At 68.3% G+C, this 16,901-nt stretch carries 16 protein-coding genes; 8 read left to right on the top strand and 8 right to left on the bottom strand.

Translation table 11 applies throughout. From position 1 onward, the window contains the following. Window positions 1-2: 2 nt before the first annotated feature. Entirely contained in the window at window positions 3-1,418 is a 1,416-nt protein-coding gene (gene sufB, locus ACPXY0_RS15675) for a Fe-S cluster assembly protein SufB (RefSeq protein WP_423926120.1), read from the bottom strand. 71 nt (window positions 1,419-1,489) lie between these two features. Beyond that, window positions 1,490-2,263, bottom strand: a complete 774-nt coding sequence (sufC, locus tag ACPXY0_RS15670) for a Fe-S cluster assembly ATPase SufC (RefSeq protein WP_423926118.1) — start codon at window positions 2,261-2,263, stop codon at window positions 1,490-1,492. A gap of 216 nt (window positions 2,264-2,479) precedes the next feature. Here sufC and ACPXY0_RS15665 point away from each other — a divergent pair, with 216 nt between their 5' ends. The 5 genes from ACPXY0_RS15665 (at window position 2,480) to ACPXY0_RS15645 (ending at window position 7,312) form a co-directional block, all read left to right on the top strand. Next, window positions 2,480-3,514: a zinc-binding dehydrogenase gene (locus ACPXY0_RS15665; protein WP_419943330.1), complete on the top strand. Its 1,035-nt coding sequence runs from the start codon at window positions 2,480-2,482 to the stop codon at window positions 3,512-3,514. A gap of 22 nt (window positions 3,515-3,536) precedes the next feature. Further along, window positions 3,537-5,255: a glycerol-3-phosphate dehydrogenase gene (glpD, locus tag ACPXY0_RS15660; RefSeq protein WP_419943331.1), complete on the top strand. Its 1,719-nt coding sequence runs from the start codon at window positions 3,537-3,539 to the stop codon at window positions 5,253-5,255. After that, window positions 5,252-5,752 carry a hypothetical protein gene (locus ACPXY0_RS15655; protein ID WP_419943332.1) on the top strand — a complete coding sequence of 167 codons (501 nt, stop codon included), beginning with the start codon at window positions 5,252-5,254 and terminating at the stop codon, window positions 5,750-5,752. The genes glpD and ACPXY0_RS15655 overlap by 4 nt, the downstream gene beginning before the upstream one ends. Before the next feature lie 86 nt (window positions 5,753-5,838). After that, a complete protein-coding gene (locus tag ACPXY0_RS15650) occupies window positions 5,839-5,988 on the top strand; it encodes a hypothetical protein (RefSeq protein WP_419943333.1) in 150 nt (49 codons plus the stop codon). Between the two features lie 88 nt (window positions 5,989-6,076). Next, the gene (locus ACPXY0_RS15645; protein ID WP_423926115.1) at window positions 6,077-7,312 is read left to right on the top strand and encodes a DUF3179 domain-containing (seleno)protein; all 1,236 of its coding nucleotides are present in this window, start codon (window positions 6,077-6,079) and stop codon (window positions 7,310-7,312) included. Between the two features lies 1 nt (window position 7,313). On the opposite strand, the gene ACPXY0_RS15640 is transcribed toward ACPXY0_RS15645, so the two are convergent. The 5 genes from ACPXY0_RS15640 to ACPXY0_RS15620 form a co-directional block, all read right to left on the bottom strand. Next, window positions 7,314-7,499, bottom strand: a complete 186-nt coding sequence (locus ACPXY0_RS15640; RefSeq protein ID WP_423926113.1) for a hypothetical protein — start codon at window positions 7,497-7,499, stop codon at window positions 7,314-7,316. 79 nt (window positions 7,500-7,578) lie between these two features. After that, on the bottom strand, window positions 7,579-8,484 hold the full coding sequence (locus ACPXY0_RS15635; protein ID WP_423926111.1) for a hypothetical protein: 906 nt from the start codon (window positions 8,482-8,484) through the stop codon (window positions 7,579-7,581). A gap of 62 nt (window positions 8,485-8,546) precedes the next feature. Beyond that, a complete protein-coding gene (locus ACPXY0_RS15630; RefSeq protein ID WP_419165982.1) occupies window positions 8,547-8,783 on the bottom strand; it encodes a hypothetical protein in 237 nt (78 codons plus the stop codon). A 160-nt stretch (window positions 8,784-8,943) separates the two neighbouring features. Then, entirely contained in the window at window positions 8,944-9,471 is a 528-nt protein-coding gene (locus tag ACPXY0_RS15625) for a hypothetical protein (RefSeq protein ID WP_423926109.1), read from the bottom strand. A gap of 229 nt (window positions 9,472-9,700) precedes the next feature. After that, window positions 9,701-10,693, bottom strand: a complete 993-nt coding sequence (locus ACPXY0_RS15620; RefSeq protein WP_423926107.1) for a tetratricopeptide repeat protein — start codon at window positions 10,691-10,693, stop codon at window positions 9,701-9,703. Window positions 10,694-10,876: 183 nt separating this feature from the next. Between ACPXY0_RS15620 and ACPXY0_RS15615 the strand changes: the two genes are divergently transcribed. Further along, window positions 10,877-11,185 (top strand): DUF4342 domain-containing protein, encoded by a 309-nt coding sequence (locus tag ACPXY0_RS15615; protein WP_419943338.1) that lies wholly within the window; start codon window positions 10,877-10,879, stop codon window positions 11,183-11,185. Here ACPXY0_RS15615 and ACPXY0_RS15610 read toward each other — a convergent pair. Continuing rightward, window positions 11,172-12,203 (bottom strand): 3-oxoacyl-ACP synthase III family protein, encoded by a 1,032-nt coding sequence (locus ACPXY0_RS15610; protein WP_423926105.1) that lies wholly within the window; start codon window positions 12,201-12,203, stop codon window positions 11,172-11,174. The two genes, ACPXY0_RS15615 and ACPXY0_RS15610, sit on opposite strands and share 14 nt — an antisense overlap. 109 nt (window positions 12,204-12,312) lie before the next feature. Between ACPXY0_RS15610 and ACPXY0_RS15605 the strand changes: the two genes are divergently transcribed. After that, entirely contained in the window at window positions 12,313-15,207 is a 2,895-nt protein-coding gene (locus ACPXY0_RS15605) for a M16 family metallopeptidase (RefSeq protein WP_423926103.1), read from the top strand. Window positions 15,208-15,268: 61 nt separating this feature from the next. Further along, window positions 15,269-16,897 (top strand): M28 family metallopeptidase, encoded by a 1,629-nt coding sequence (locus ACPXY0_RS15600; protein ID WP_423930717.1) that lies wholly within the window; start codon window positions 15,269-15,271, stop codon window positions 16,895-16,897. Window positions 16,898-16,901 lie beyond the last annotated feature (4 nt).

Here is a 16,901-nt window from a genome sequence, read left to right as displayed (position 1 = left end):
GTCTATCCGACCGACCCCTCCATCTCCAACTCGATCAGCCGGTTCAGTTCGATCGCGTACTCGAGCGGCAGTTCCCTGGCCACCGGCTCGATGAACCCGCGAACGATCATCGCCATCGCCTCGGCCTGGTCCAGTCCGCGACTCATCAGATAGAACAGCTGCTCGTCACCGACCTTCGAGACGGTCGCCTCGTGGCCGATCGAAGCCGTGTTTTCATCGATCTCGATGTAGGGGTAGGTGTCCGTCCGCGACGTCTCGTCGAGCAGCAGCGCATCGCACTCGACGTTGGACTTCGCGCCCACCGCGCCATCGTAGACCTTGCACAGCCCGCGGTACGAGGACCGCCCCCGCCCCCTCGAAATCGACTTCGACGTGATCTGCGACGTCGTATGCGGGGCCGCGTGGACCACCTTCCCGCCCGTGTCCTGGTGCTGGCCGTCCCCCGCGTAGGCGATCGACAGGATCTCGCCGTGCGCCCGCTCCCCGATCAGGAAGCACGACGGATACTTCATCGTGAGCTTCGAGCCCAGGTTGCCGTCGAGCCACTCCATCTTCGCGTCCTCATGCACGAGCGCCCGCTGCGTGACGAGGTTGTACATGTTGTTCGACCAGTTCTGGATCGTCGTGTAGCGGAACCGCGCCCCCTTCCTGACCACGATCTCGATCACGCCCGAGTGGAACGAGTCGGTGGAGTAGACCGGCGCCGTGCAGCCCTCGATGTAATGCGCCTCGGCGCCCTCATCGCAGATGATGAGGGTGCGCTCGAACTGGCCCATCTTCTCGGCGTTGACGCGGAAGTAGGCCTGGAGCGGGATGTCGACCTTCACCCCCTTCGGGATGTAGACGAACGACCCGCCCGACCACACGGCCGAGTTCAGCGCCGCGAACTTGTTGTCGCGCGTGGGGACGATGGTCGAGAAATACTGCCTGAACAGTTCGGGATGCTTGGCGAGCCCGTCCTCGATCGACTCGAAGATCACGCCCTGCTCCTCCCACTGTTCCTTGAGCGAATGATAGACCATCTCGGACTCGTACTGGGCTCCGACCCCGGCGAGCGCCTTCCGCTCCGCCTCGGGAATCCCGAGCTTCTCGAACGTGTCCTTGATCTCCTGCGGGACATCGTCCCACGACCGCTCCATCTGCTCCTGCGGCTTCAGATAGAAGTAGATCTCGTCGAGCGTGTCCTCGAGCTTCGAGAGATCACCGCCCCACGTCGGCATGGGCTTGGACCGGTAGACCTCGAGCGCCTTGAGCCGGAACTCGAGCATCCAATCCGGCTCGTCCTTGTGACCGGAGATCTGCCGGACGATGTCTTCGGAAAGCCCTGGGACCGCCTTGAAGACGGGTTTGTCCTCGGTGATGAAACCGTACTTGTACTCGTCGAGTCCGAGCCCGGTGATCGTCTCGTTCTGGGGCATGGTTCTTCCGCCTTCCGGTACTGCTGATTCATCGCTGCGGAGCAGAGTCCGCGGAATTCGGCTGCTGGCTGTTAGACGGCTGCCGTCGCCCGGTAGAGCCAGTCATAACCCTCGGCCTCCAGCTTGTCGGCCAGCGAGGCACCGCCGCTCTCGGCGATGCGCCCCGCCATCATCACGTGGACGCGGTCGGGCTGGATGTAGTTCAGGATCCGTTTGTAGTGCGTGATGAGGAGAACTCCGAGCGCTTCATCCGCTTCGGAAAGCCGGTTCACGCCGTTCGAGACGATCTTGAGCGCATCGATATCGAGACCGCTGTCCGTCTCGTCCAGCACCGCCAGCGCGGGCTGAAGAACCGCCATCTGGAGGATCTCGTTCCGCTTCTTCTCGCCGCCCGAGAACCCATCGTTCACATACCGGATGGCGAAGCCCGGATCCATCCTCAGCATCTCGAGCTTCTCGGTGAGTGTACGCTGGAAGCCGAACACGTCCATCTCCTCGCCCTCGGCCAGACGCGAGCTCATCGCCGTGCGCAGGAAGTTGGCGATAGAGACCCCCGGAACCTCGGCGGGATACTGGAAGGCGAGGAAGATTCCCTCCCGGCTCCGCTCGTCGGGCTCCAGTTCGAGGACATCTTCGCCCCTGAACAGAATCTCGCCGCCCGTCACCTCGTAGGCCGGGTGTCCGGCGATGACCTTGGCCAGCGTGCTCTTTCCCGAGCCGTTGGGTCCCATCAGCGCATGCACCTGGCCGCGCTCGACATCGAGATCCACGCCTCGGAGGATCTCCGTATCCTCTCCCTCCACCCTCGCTCGCAGTCCGCGAACCGACAGCAGCGGTTCTGACATTCGAATCCTCTTCAGTTGCAAAAGGCCGGTCACCCAGGGGCGCCGGCCTGGAAACACAAAACGGATGAATGAACGACCAGTATCGACGCGATAAGGTACGGGGCTCCGGACGCGTTATCAACCCTGATTGAGACTCGTTCTCAACTCTGGGCGCGAGCCTGCGACCGGGCGTCACCCATGGCTGCACACGCCACTGCGGCGCCGTACGTTGCGCCCATGAAAGCGGCCTACTTCGAACGACATGGAGGACCGGACGTCGTTCAGGTCGGCGAGCTGCCCGACCCGACACCCGGTCCGGGTGAAGTGCTGATCAGAGTCCGGGCGGCGGGGCTGAATCACCTCGATCTGTGGGTGCGGCGAGGGCTCCCGGGACTCCGCCTGCAGATGCCCCACATCGGCGGCTCGGACATGGCCGGCGAGATCGTGGCGCTGGGTGACGAGGTCACGGGGTGGGCCGCCGGAGATCGGGTGGCCGTGAACCCGGGGTGCTGGTGTGCCCGCGACGACTGCGAATGGTGCGTCCGGGGAGAGCATCCCCTCTGCCTTGCCTACCGCGTCCTGGGTGAGCACCTGCCCGGCGGCTTCGCCGAATGGGTGGCGGTACCGGGGCGCAACCTCGTGCGTTTGCCGGACGGTTTCCCGTTCGCCACCGCGGCCGTAGCGCCGCTCGTCTACCAGACGGCGTGGCGCGGGCTCCTGTCGCGAGGACGGCTGGCAGCGGGAGAAACCGTCCTCATCACCGGTGCATCGGGCGGGGTCTCCACCGCCGCCATCCAGATCGCAAAGCACCACGGAGCGCGTGTGTTCGCGGTCACGAGCGGACCCGAGAATGTGCGTCGCGTGGAAGCGCTGGGGGCGGATCTCGTGATCGACCGCCTGGCGGAGGATTTTTCGCGCCGCGTCTGGGCGGAGACGGGGAAGCGCGGCGTGGATCTCGTTCTCGACAGCGTGGGTGAGGTCACGTGGGAGGGTTGTGTACGCTCTCTCTCGCGGGGCGGACGGATGGTGGTCTACGGCGCCACGACCGGCCCACGCGGCGTGCTGCACATCACCCGCCTCTTCTGGACCCAGACCTCGGTCCTGGGCACGACAATGGCTACGCAGTCGGAGTTTGACGCGGCGATGGCGCTGGTGCTCGACGGCACGCTGGAGCCCATCATCGACGACGTGTGGCCGCTGGACCGGGCGCGCGAGGCGCATGAGCACCTCGAGGCCGGCGGAGTCTTCGGCAAGCTCGTCCTCACGCCGTGAGCCCGCCGGGAGATCGGCCCCGGTGACGGCTCGACCGCGCGAGGAGCACCTTCGGAGCCTCGCGGAGACCGCCTTCGATCTCCTCGTCGTGGGCGGCGGGATTTCCGGCGTCGCGGTGGCGCGCGACGCGGCGCGGCGCGGCTTCCGGACCGCGCTCGTCGAAGCCGTGGACTTCGCGTGGGGGACGAGCAGCCGTTCGTCCCGCCTCGTGCACGGCGGTCTGCGCTACCTGGAGCATCTCGAGTTCGATCTCGTGTTCGAGGCGAGCCAGGAGCGGCGGACCCTCCTCCGAATCGCACGCCACCTCGTTCGGCCGCTGGAGTTCCACTTCCCGATCTTCCGGGAAGGCCGGATCGGCAAGCGCAAGCTCGACGCGGGCATGTGGCTGTACGACGCGCTGTCGTTGTTCCGGAACATCGAACGGCACCAGATGCTCGACGCCGGGGCCATGCTCGAACGCGAGCCGGCCCTGCGCGCCAGCGGGTTGCTGGGCGGGGCGCGCTACTTCGACGCGCAGGTCGACGACGCGAGACTCGTCATCGCGACGATGCAGGCCGCGCTCGAAGCGGGCGCGACGGTGGCCAACCGGGCCGAGGTCGTGCGCATCGATGCCTCGGACTGGCCGGGTCACCGGGCGACGGTGCGGGATGTCGAGAGCGGCAGGGAACTGGAGGTCGACGCGCTGGCGATCGTGAACGCCACCGGCGCCTGGGCGGAGCAGCTTCTCGGCCGGATCGGCGTGGCTCCCGGAGGCGCCCGGGACGGGAGGGGTCCGGGTGCCGGAGTCCGGATCCGCCCCTCGCGCGGGACCCACATTCACGTACCGCGCGAGCGGGTCGGCCACGCGGGCGCGCTCATCTTCGAGGCGCCGCAGGACGGCCGCGTGATGTTCGTCCTCCCCTGGCGCGAGGATCTCACCATCATCGGGACCACGGACGAGTTCTTTGACGGCGAACCGCAAGAAGTCGCGGCCACGCCCGAAGACATCGCGTATCTGCTCGAGGCGACGAACCACCTGCTACCGGCGTCGAAGCTCGGGCCGGACGATGTCATCAGCGCGTGGGCGGGCCTGCGGCCGCTCGTCGCGCCCTCCGGCGATGCCGCCGACGAGGGCGCCGTCTCCCGGGAGTTCGAGATCCACGAGGGACCGCGTGGCGTGTTCACGCTGAGTGGAGGAAAGCTGACGTCGCACCGGCACATGGCCGAGGAGACGGTGGATCGCGTGCAGGCCTTCCTCGCGCCGGCGGGCGTGAAGGCGGTCCGGAAGGCGGATACGGATCGGGTCCCGCTTCCCGGCGCCGAGTTCCGTGACCCCGCGGCCCTGCGCGACCGGATTCTCGACCGCGCTGCACGACACGGGCTTCTAACCGCCACGGTCGATCGCCTGATGCGGGCGTACGGGACCCGCGCCCACCGGGTCCTCGACCTGGTGCAGCACGACGAACGGCTGAGCGAGCGCGTCCTCGCGGAGAAGCCGCACATCCTGGCCGAAGCGGTGTACTCGGTACGGAACGAGATGGCCGCGCACGTCGAGGACATCCTGTATCGCCGGACACGGATCGGTCTCGAAACGCGGCAGGGGACACCGACCGCCGCCGCCCGCGTGGCGGCGGTGATGGCGCCGGAACTCGGCTGGACTCACGAACGGAGAGCGGAGGAAGTGGAGCGGGCCATCGCCTTCAGGTCGACCGATGATGCCGCGATTCGCGCTCTTGCGGTGCGCGCGCCGGCGGGGCCGTGAGCGCGCCGGAGGCGGTGCTGCTCCTGCTGGGCCTCACGGCGAGCGGGCTCACCGCGTGCGGACCTCGTGGCGAGGCCCCCGAGGCCGCGCGTCCGGGAAGGGATGGGGATCCGATACCCGGGGATTCCGTGCCCCCCACCGGCGGCCCGTCCCCTCCCCCCGCGGCGGAAGTCGCAGCCCCGGGCGGGTTGCTGCCCGGCGAGGGGCCGCCCCGCATCCATCAACTCCTCCTCGTCAATTCACTGGACGTTTCCGCCTTCGTATTCGTCGCCGCCGGAGCCGGAAGCGTCCCACTCGATACGGTCCCACCCCGCGATTCCGTTCGCGTGGACATCCGCGTGCGCGCGGATATCGTCCGATTCGAGGCGCGAGATTCGGGCGGAATCCTCCTCGAAGACGGAGACCTCGCCCTGGAGCGTGGAAGCCTCAACCGCTGGCTGATCGCGCCGGGCTCGCCGGGCGGTGTCACTGCCGCACGGCCGGATTCGTTATTTTGATGGGAGACGCTATATTTCGAGGTACAATCCGTGCTCGGCTTCGGCGTGCCGTGTGGTGAGGGGGAGAAACCAGGGAGGGAAACGCCATGAAAACGGTGAGAATTGTGCTGGCGCTCGTCGCGAGTGTCGCGATGATCGTGATCGGCCAGCGCCATCAGGCGGGCCGAAAGGGCTTGCGGACACAGAAGGCCGACATTCAGGGATTCGATCGCGAGAACGAGACCCTGTTCATCTAGCGGCCTCACCGGCTCTTCCGGGGCGGAAAGCCCGGCGGACGCGACCTGCGTTGGAGGGCATTGCGGGACGATCCTTCGGGAGGCCCCGATGAGAACCGGGAAGATCGATACCGGCACGCGCCCTGGGCGCCGCGCCGCCCCCGTCATTGTCGTACTGTTCGCGGCGGCGTTCCCCGCCTGTTCGGGCGACAACATGGGACCGGACTTGTCGCTCGCGACCTGTTCCCTGCCGCTGGAGAGCCTTACCGACGGCGGCAGGGACCGCTCGAGCATCCCCGCTCTTGATAACCCCGAGGTCGCCCGGAGGCTCATCGCACCCGAAGTGGGTTACGTGCAACGCAGCGACCAGGTGATCGCGCTCCACTTCAACGACCAGCCGCTGGCGATTCCGCTCAAGCTCCTCTGGTATCACGAGGTCTTGAACTTCAGCGTGCTTGACGAGCGACTCGTGCCTGACGAGCGACTCACGGTCACCTACTCGCCGCTCACCGGTTCGGTCGGCGTCTTCAACCCCGAACCCAGCGGGGCATCCGATTTCCGGGTGTCGAGCTACGTCCTCGACAACAACCTCGTGATGGAAGACGGGTCGGGTACGTTCTATCCCCAGCTCGCCCCATCGGCGACCTGCGGACCGCGGGACGGGACTCGCCTGACGCGCGTGCCGTATGAGCTGATGACGTACGGGGCGTGGCTCCTGATCTACCTGGACACGTGGATCGTTTCTCGGGACACCGGTCACGACTTCCTGTACACGCTCTACCCGTACGGAAACTACCGGACCCCGAGCAACACCTGGCTCTTCTATCCGACCGCGGCCCCGATCGACCGACGCCGGCTGCCGAAGGAAACCGTGATCGGCGTGCCGGCCGGCAGTGGCGGCATCGCGTTTCCGCTCGCCGACCTGCGGGCAGCCGCCGTCAACGACCAACCCGGGTCGGCGGGAACCTCGGTGTGGGCGGCCAGCGGCATGGCCGGCGGAGAACCCGTGGTCGCGTTCTGGAACACGCAGGCCCAGAGCGCGCGGGTCTACCGGGCCCGGGCCGGCGGCCGCACACTCACCTTCGAGGTCATGGAGGGTCGGCGGCAGGATGTGGAGACCGGGAGCATCTGGAACTTCAATGGGCGGGCTGTCACCGGCCCCCTGGAGGGTGAGAGGCTCGAGCCGCATCCCGAATCGTATCACGCGTTCTGGTTCGCGTGGGCCGCGTTCCAGCCGGACATCGATGTGTGGCGCGCGGCGCCGAGTTTCGACGCGGCGGCCGGGGCGGTCGTCGTTTCGCCCCCCCGTTCTCTCGATCCGGACCTGGTCCGCCAGCCGCGGTGAGCTAACCGCCGATGGCGGGCGCCGCGTACTTCTCCAGCCAGGCGAACTCGAACTCGTCGCTCCGGGTCAGATAGACACTGTCCTCCCCGAAGGCGACGAGGCTCCGGTCCTCCGGCAGTTCCACCTCGGCGATCCTCTGACCCCGGGCGTCGAAGACATCGAACAGCGCCGGCGCTCCCGCCGCCACATGACGCCGCACCCAGGCGCGGCCGCGGGAATCCGTGCGAACGCCGTTCGGGGCGAACGCCGGTTTTGCCCGGGGCCACTCAAAGTCGCGGGGACTCGCATCCCCCGCCCCCGAGGGGGCCCGGCTCATGGACATGCGAGGCGCGCCGCCATCGGACTCCACTTCGACTCGCAGTCCGCCCCCGAGCAAGGTGAGCCACTCCTCCTGATCGGCATCTCGAATCCGCACCGGCTCGTGGGGCACCGCACCGCCGGTCGTCGTCGTTCCGTCCGGGGCGTTCCATTCCAGGCGGTACTCGTCGGCGCGGGCGATCACGACGCGGCCGTCCCAGGCGACGCTCCACGCGTCCTCCGCGGAGAACGGCACCGGCGGTGCCCTCCTCCGCGGAGAACGGCACCGGCCGGATGCTGATGTTCCTGTTGTTCGCGTCCCCGGACTCCCGGCGCTCCTGCTCGCTCAGCCTGATCCGCCCGACCTCCGCCGTCTCGCCGCTCGCCGGGTCGAAACGCATGATGGCCGCCGAGTCGGACTCGGACATCATGCCGCCGAGGCGTTCCTCGTAGTAGATACGCCCGTTCCGATCCGTCGCCTCGGCGATCATCATCGTCATCCCCGCCCCGAGGCCGCCCCGCGCGATCGGCCACGTCTCCCCGAAGCCGAGATCGGCCTCGATGCGGGTGAGGCGCGCGTTGCCGAGGTCGATGAGCAGCGTGCCGCCGTCAGGCAGGGGGAAGAGTCCGTCGGGCAGACGATACTCCTCCGGCCCCTGTCCGACGTTCGTCAGCGTGTCCGCGCCCGCACCGGGTCGCCACACGATCAGGGCCTCGCCGAAGCCGTCGGCGATCAGGACACGGCCATCCGGGAGTTCCCTCACGCCGCGCATGGAGCCGAGGCCATCCTCGTAGGCGGCGACCGGCTCCCCCAGGGACGCTCGCGGCACTTCCTGCAGTCCGGCGACCGGGGCCGTGCCCGCCCACGCGGCCATCTCCGCGAGAGCTCCAACCGATAACGTCAACATGGTCCGGCGCATGAAATCCCTCTTCGATCTCACCAGTTTTCTTCCGGTTCATCCCAGGTCTGGGCCCAGAACTCGTCTTCCTCGGCCTTCGCCAACTCCAGGTCGACAGGCTCGACATCCTCGGCGTCCACGCGGCCGAGCGTTTCAATGCGGCGCACGACCTCGTCGGTGACTCCGGCGCGGGTCTGCTCGCGCAGCCGCCTCCGGACCTCCCATCCCGCTACCGCCACGAGGACCGCCAGGGCCAGGAAGAGATATCCCGTCATGGCGCCGGGCGGACCCCATAGTCGCTCGATTCGCGCACTGCAACTCCCTCCCGCCGGCGATGGATGTCGCGGGCCGCCATCGTGGCCAAAGACCGAAACGGACAAGATGCGCCGATCGCGAGCCGCACGGCACCCGCGGGGCCGGCGCTACCCTGACCGGTCACAGGCCCAGCCAGTGCTCGAACTTGATGAGGAATACGTCCGTGGAAGGAATCCCGGCGATGTCCGCGACATCACGCCGGAAAGCGAACGAGCCGTCGTTGAGGAACGACTGCTGGTCGCGGCTCCAGACGAGAAAGAGCGTTGATCCCGGCCGGTACTGCCAGCGAAGGACGAGATTGGAGCGGAGGGACTTCAGATTGAAGTCCGGGGCCCCGAACGAATAGTCCGACGTCCCATCGCGATCAGAGTCGATCTCGTAGAGCCCGAAGCCATTCCCCTCCACCCGCCGGATCTCACTCTCCTCGTAGACGCGGAAACGGTCGCCGAACCTCGGGGCGCGCGGTGCATCGACCTCCATCCAGCGGTCGTAGCTCCCGGCGCTGACGAAGGGCTGGGCATACAACTGCAGCGACAGGTTCGGCGTGAAGGTGGCCGCCAGCGGCCCCGCCAGACCTGCGCACAGCGCGAGAACCGGCCACCGCCGCGGTAGTCCGGCACCATCTATGAAAAACAAAAGGAAGCTCACGGTTCTTTCCCCGAAAAATCCGCCCGCCCAGCCGTCAGAATCTCTCGTCCCGGTCCTGGTGGTTGTCCCCACCCGCCGGGTTCGAGGATGGGACGCGCAGGGTCACCGAAACGTTGGAATCCCGCACCCGACCTCCCTCGACAACGGGGGCCGTCGGGAAGGAACGGGTGGGCGGCGGAAGAAGTTTCCGGGCACGTCAGGTCACATGGTACCGCGCCGTCATGCGCCGCTACGCGCCACCGGCCGCGAGGCGGGCGATCTCGGCCTCGGCCGAGATGTAGCCGAAGCCGGCCCACCCCGAACCCTGGAGGATGCGGCGGTACATCTCCTCCGCCTGCGCCTCGCGGCCGTTGTAGAGGTGCCAGGTCGCCACCCCGTACGCGATCGCTACGCCCGACGGGTCCTCGCTGGCCGGATCCCAGAGGTCGTCCGCGGTGAGTTCTCCCTTGTACATGAGGAGGAGCCGGTGGTAGCTCGTGTTCTCGATCACATCGAGATCCGCCGTTACCGGCTCGAGCACCGCCGCGGCTTCCGCGTCCCGCCCCAGGCGGCGGAGGGCCATGTACCACCAGTGCGAGATCGCCACCAGCTGGTCGGGGTTCGTGGTGACGGCCATGTAGGCCTCGTACGAATCCAGCGCCGCCTCGAAATCGCCCTTCAGGTAGAGGGCCAGCGCGAGGTGGTAGTGGATGTTCGACTGCAGCGTGCTCGTCGGGATCCCGCGCTCGTTGGGCTGGCCGTCCGGCTCGACCTCGTCCGCCTCCCCCCGGACCAGCCCGGCGGCGTGCGAGAGGTCCTCGATCGCGCGGTCGAACTCCCGCACGCTGATCCAGCGGTGCCCGCGGTGGCGGTACATGCGCGCGTCGTCGGGGTGCTTTTCGATTCCCTCCGAGAAGATCTCGATCGCCTCGCGGTAGGAGCCCATGTAGGCCACGCGCCGGCCCAGCCAGATGATTGCGTCGGCGTCGTCCGGATCCGTCTCGTAGTTCGCCCGCGCCTCCCGGATGTCGCGCGCCTGCCGGGCCGCGACGTCGGCGGGGGCCGGGTTCGGATAGAGGGGCTCGCCCAGCAGCGAAAACGCCTCGGCGCCCTCGGGAAGTGCGCCTGGCGCCCCGTCGCCCTCCGTCCCCCCGCCACACCCGGCCGGACCGAGGATGAGGGCGAGAGTGCCGAACGCGACCGCTCCGCGCCACGCATGACACCAGCTTCGATTATGTTCCATGTTGTTCCTCCTGAAGGACATCCCCGATGTCGCGACCTCCGGGACCGGTTCCGGGGTACGACGGGATGATCGAACTCTGACCGAACATTGATCGAACATTAGACGGCGATCGTCGCTCGACCATGGTCGGTGACGAGACCGCCGCCTGCGCCGGCGACGCCGGCCAGCCGAAAGAGAAATCTCATGAGCGAACAATACGAAGTCCGCGGCACGAACCTCGTCAGGAAGATCAAGGAGATCCTCCGCGAGGGAAACGTCCGTCGTCTGACGATCCGGAACGAAGAAGGCAAGGAGTTGATCGAGGTCCCTCTGGCGCTCGGCGTCGTGGGGACGCTGCTGCTTCCCGCCTGGGCGGCGATCGGCGCGATCGCGGCGCTCGTCACGAACTGCACCATCGTCGTCGAGCGGCAGACGGACGACGAGGACCACGAGCACGGCGGAGACGGCGGGGACGACACCGGCGGACCCCGGGACTCCGCTACCAGCGGATAAGCGCGCTCCCCCATGTAAAGCCGGACCCGAACGCGGTCAGACAGAGCAGGTCTCCGCGGCGTAGCCGCCCTTCCTCCACGCACTCGTGGAGTGCGATCGGCAGGCTCGCCGCGGTCGTGTTCCCGTAGCGCTGGATGTTGTTGTAGATGCGGTCGTCGGAGAGACCCAGCGCCCGCTGGACCATCTGACAGATCCGCAGGTTGGCCTGGTGGGCGATCACCATGTCGACCTCGTCGATCGACAGCCCCTCGGCGTCCAGCGCCTCGCGCACCGCCTCCGGCATCCGGGACACCGCCTGGCGGAAGACCTCCCGCCCGTCCATGGAGGGGCAGGTGAGACCCGCGTCGATGTGCTCGTGCGAGATCAGGGGATCGTACTTCGAGGCGGGCGCCTCCACCCAGAGCTTCTCGGCGAACCGACCGTCGGCGTGGATGTGCACCGACAGGATGCCCCGCTCCGGGGGTGACCCGTTGCCGTCTCCGCGACCCCCCTCCGCTGGACCGACCGGCCCGAGAATCACCGCCCCCGCCCCGTCACCGAACAGGACGGCCGTGTCGCGCCCGAAGTCGTTCCTGTGTAGTCCGGTGGAGTGGACCTCGGTGCCGACGAGGAGGATGCGCTCGTACCGCCCCGTCCGGATCCATGCGTCCGCGATCGAGAGCCCGTACAGGAACCCCGTGCACTGATTGCGGACATCGAGACAGGGGATGTCGCGGATCCCGAGCTTGCGCTGCAGGAAGACGCCGGTGCCGGGGAAGAAGTGGTCGGGCGACAGCGTGGCCACGATCAGACAGTCGAGATCCTCCGCCTTCATGTCGGCCCGCTCCAGCGCCATCGCCGCGGCCGCGGCTCCCAGATCGGAGCCGGCCTCCCCCTCCTCCACCCAGCGCCGCTCCTCGATCCCCGACCGCTGACGGATCCACGCGTCCGACGTGTCCATCATGGACGCGAGTTCGTCGTTGGTGACCACGCGGTCCGGAACCCGGAATCCGGTCGAGAGAATGTGGGTCCGTGGCATCGGAGTGTCTCCTCCGGTCTCCGTCGTCCGCGGGTGGCGTGCGCGCCGCGGATCGTTTCGATTTGAACGCCGGCCTGCCGACCCCTCACCCGAAGGGAGGAATCTCTCAATGTCCGTTCCCGACCCGATCCGGCGCCACTGCGCGCCGCTGGTCCCCGCCCTGGCGATCGCGCTCTCCGCCTGCGCGGCCGGCGGCGGTGGATTCACGATCGACTACGAGAAGTACGAACTTCCCAACGGGCTGGACGTGGTGCTGCACGTCGACCGCTCCGACCCGGTGGTCGCCGTGGCGATGACGTTCCACGTCGGATCGTCGCGCGAGGTGCTCGGCAAGACCGGCTTCGCGCACCTGTTCGAGCACCTCTTCTTCCTCGACTCCGAGAACCTCGGTCCCGGCGGCCTCGACCGCCTCATGACCCGGGTGGGCAGTTCGACGAACGGGTCGACGAGCCGCGACCGCACGAACTACTTCGAAGTGGTGCCGAGCGATGCGCTGGAGAAGGCGCTGTGGGCGGAGGCCGACAAGCTCGGCTTCTTCATCAACACGGTGACCGAAGACATCGTCGCGAAGGAGAAGCAGGTCGTCAAGAACGAGAAGCGCCAGGGCGTGGACAACCGCCCGTACGGCCACGCGAGCTTCGTCATCGACCGGGCGTTGTATCCGGGAGGGCACCCGTACCGCTGGCAGGTAATCGGCTCGCTCGATGACCTCGACGGCGCCACGCTCGCCGACACGAAGGACTTCCACGAGACGTGGTACGGACCGAATAACGCGACGCTCGTCGTGGCCGGCGATATCGACATCGCGCAGGCACGGGAGTGGATCGAGCGGTACTTCGGCGAGATCCCGTCCCGGCCGATGCCCGACCGTCCGACGCCGCTTGACGTGTCGCTGGACGCCTCGACGCGCCTCTTCCACGAGGACAATTTCGCCCAGTTGCCCCAGCTCACGCTCTCGTGGCCGACGGTCCCGCTGTATCACCCGGACTCGTACCCGCTGACCCTCCTCGGCACCCTCCTCACGGACGGAAAGACGGCACCCTTCTACGAGGTGATCGTCGAGGAGGAGAAGCTCGCGCCCTCGGCGAGCATGTTCGCCTTCCACCAGGAACTGGCGGGCCAGATGCGGCTCACGATCCGGGCCTTCCGGGACACCGACCTCGACGAGGTGCAAGGGGCTGTCGAGCGGGCCTTCGCCCGGTTCGAGGAGGAGGGGATCTCCGCCGCCGACCTGGAGCGGGTCAAGGCCGGATACGAGACCTCCTTCTACCGCGGCCTGTCGAGCGTTCTGGGCAAGGCCTTTCAGCTCGCGCAGTACAACATCTTCGCGGGCGATCCCGGCTACGTCGCGGACGACATCGAGCGGATCCTCGACGTGACGGAAGCGGACGTCCTGCGCGTCTACGAGACCTATGTGGCGGGTCGTCCTTCGGTGGCGACCAGCTTCATCCCCCGCGGCCGGCCGGAACTCGCGCTCGAGGGCTCGCTGCTCGCCACGGTGGTGGAAGAACCCATCGTGCCGGGCGCCGAGGCGCCCGTCGCCATCGCCGACCGCGGCGACATCCCCCGTACGCCCTCGCGGATCGACCGCTCGGTCGAGCCGGAGTTCGGCCCGCCGCCCAGCCTCTCGGCCCCGGCCGTGTGGACCGCGACGCTGGCGAACGGCGTTCCCGCCAGGGGCATCGAGGACCGGGAAACGCCGCTCGTGCAGTTCGAGCTTCGGCTCGATGGCGGTCTCCTGCTCGAGGACCTCGACCGCATCGGGGCGGCGAACCTGCTCGCCGAGATCATGACCGAGGGAACCGCGAACCGGACGCCGGAAGAACTGGAGCAGGCGATCGACGCGCTGGGCGCCTCGATCTCGGTCACCTCGGGCCGGGAGACCTTCACCATCCGGGGCTCGACCCTGAGCCGGAACTTCCCCGAGACGATGGCCCTGGTCGAGGAAATCCTGCTCGAACCCCGCTTCGATCCCGAGGCGTTCGAACTCGCGCAGGACCGGGTCCGGAACCAGCTTCGCCAGGCGTCGTCGTCGCCGACCGCGATCGCGGGCGACGTGATGACGCGGCTCCTCTATGGCGGCCACATCCTGGGCGGCAACGCCCGCGGCACGGTCGACGGGGTCGGTGCCCTCGGCCTCGACGACCTGCGGGCCTACTACGAGCGCGTCCTGACGCCGGCCCGGGCCGCGGCGCACGTCGCCGGTGCGGCGACTCTGGACGAAGTGACCACAGCGCTGGAGGGGATCGGCACGCGCTGGAGCGCCGCCGCCCCGGAGCTTCCCTCCGCGCCCGCGGCCCAGGCTGCGGCGCCCGGCCTCTACTTCGTCGATGTGCCGAACGCCAGCCAGTCCGTCCTGCAGGTGGGGTATCTCGCGCTCGCCGAGACCGATCCCGACTTCTGGCCCGCTCAGGTGACGAACTTCCGGCTGGGCGGCGGGGGCTTCGCCTCGGACCTCACCCAGATCCTGCGCGAGGGGAAGGGTTACACCTATGGTGTCGGCTCCGGATTCCGGGGCACGGCGCTCCCGGGCCCGTTCCTCATCTCGTCTTCCGTGCGCTCGAATGTGACCTACGAGTCGCTGGAGATCATCCGCGATCTCCTGGACGGCTACGGCCCCGGGTTCGACGAGGAGGATCTCGCGGCCACGCGGAGCTTCCTCCTCAAGACGAACGCCCGTGCGTTCGAGACGCTGGGGAACAAGCTCGGGATCCTGGCGGACATGAGCGCCTACGGTTTCCCGGCGGACTACCTGCTTCGCCGGGAGACCGTCGTCCGGGAGATGACGGTCGAACGCATCCGGGAGCTGGCCTCGGAGTACCTGGACCGCGGGCGCTTCATCTGGCTCGTGGTGGGCGACGCGAGTACGCAGCTGGAGCGCCTCTCGGCGCTGGGGCTCGGCGACCCGGTCCTCCTGGACCGCTCGGCCGGACCCGTTGCCCCCCCGGCCGCAGGCGGCAAGCGCCTCTCTCCGGCCGGAGGGCAGGGCGAAGATGAGCGATGATCGTCGGGCGCCCGGACGGGTTCGCCGCTCCGCGGTCGCGGCGCTGCGCGGGGGACTCCTGATGGTCCCCGCGGGGTGTGCCCCGGACCCCGAAGCGCCGGCCGACGCCTTGCAGGGCATCGATGACGCCGGGCTGAGGGAGCACATCGCGGTCCTCGCCTCGGACGAGTTCGAGGGGCGCGCGCCGGTCTCGCGGGGCGAGGAACTCACGATCGCCTATCTGGCCGAGGCGTTCGGGGCCGCCGGGCTCGAGCCCGGCAGCGACGGGGAGTGGCTGCAGCCGGTCCCTCTCGTGTCGATCACGGCCGACCCCGCGATGCGGCTCGCGATCTCGGGCGATGACGGCGAGGCGGCGCTCGCGTACGGGACCGAGATGATGGCCTGGACGAAGCGCGTCATCGACCGCAGCGGCCTCGCGGACTCCGAACTGGTCTTCGTCGGGTACGGCATCGTGGCCCCGGAGTACGGGTGGGACGACTACGCCGAGGTGGACGTGACCGGGAAGACGGTCGTCATGCTCGTGAACGATCCGGGCTACGCGACCGGCGACCCGGCCCTCTTCAACGGCCGCGCGATGACGTACTACGGCCGCTGGACGTACAAGTTCGAGGAGGCCGGACGGCAGGGCGCGGTGGGCGCGCTCATCATCCATCACACGGATGCGGCGGGATATCCGTGGGAGGTCGTGGCCAGCAGCTGGTCCGGCCCCCAGTTCGGTCTCGTCGCGGAGGACGCCAACCTCTCCCGTCCGGCGGTCGAGGGCTGGCTGACGCTCGATGCCGCCGCGGCGCTGTTCGAGCGCGCGGGTCTCGACCTCGCGACGCTGGGCGTGCGGGCGGCCCGCGAGGACTTCGAGGCGATGTCTCTGGGGCTCGCGGCCAGCCTCGAGATCCGCAACACCATCGAGCGCTCGACCTCGCACAACGTCGTCGGCCGCCTCACCGGCACCGATCGCCCGGGGGAAGCCGTCGTCTACATGGCGCACTGGGACCATCTGGGGAAGGACGAGACGCTCGAAGGCGACGAAATCTACAACGGCGCGCTCGACAACGCGACGGGCGTGGCGGGCCTCATCGAGATCGCCGCGGCCTTCGGCGGCCTCGAGCGGCCGCCGGCCCGCACCGTCCTGTTCCTCGCCGTAACCGCCGAGGAACAGGGCCTCCTCGGCTCGGATCACTACGGAGAATACCCCGTCCATCCCCTGGACCGGACCGTGGCCGCGATCAACATGGATGGGCTCAACACGGTGGGGCCGATGAACGACATCACGGTCGTCGGTCTCGGCAACTCCGATCTGGACGACTACCTTGAAGCGGTCGTCTCGGCGGCGGGCCGCGTGATACGCGCGGATCCGGAGCCGGAAAAGGGTTTTTTCTACCGCTCCGATCACTTCAACTTTGCGAAGCGGGGCGTGCCGGCCCTGTACACCGACTCCGGGATCGACCATGTGGAGCGGGGCGAGACGTACGGCCGGCGGATGCGAGAGGCGTACACGGCCGAGCGGTATCACAAGCCGACGGACGAATACGATCCGTCCTGGGATCTGGACGGCGCCGTGGACGACCTGAGGCTGCTGTTCGACGTGGGCTACAGCTTGGCGCAGGGGGCTGAGTGGCCCAACTGGCGCGACGGGAACGAGTTTCGCGCCGCGCGGGACCAAATGATGGAAGGAGCGGGCGGGGGCGACTGACCTT

This window comes from Candidatus Palauibacter sp. (genome assembly GCF_965237495.1).
GTDB lineage: Bacteria > Gemmatimonadota > Gemmatimonadetes > Palauibacterales > Palauibacteraceae > Palauibacter.
Note: the sequence above shows the minus strand (reverse complement) of the source record. Positions and strands in the feature narration are given on the sequence as shown.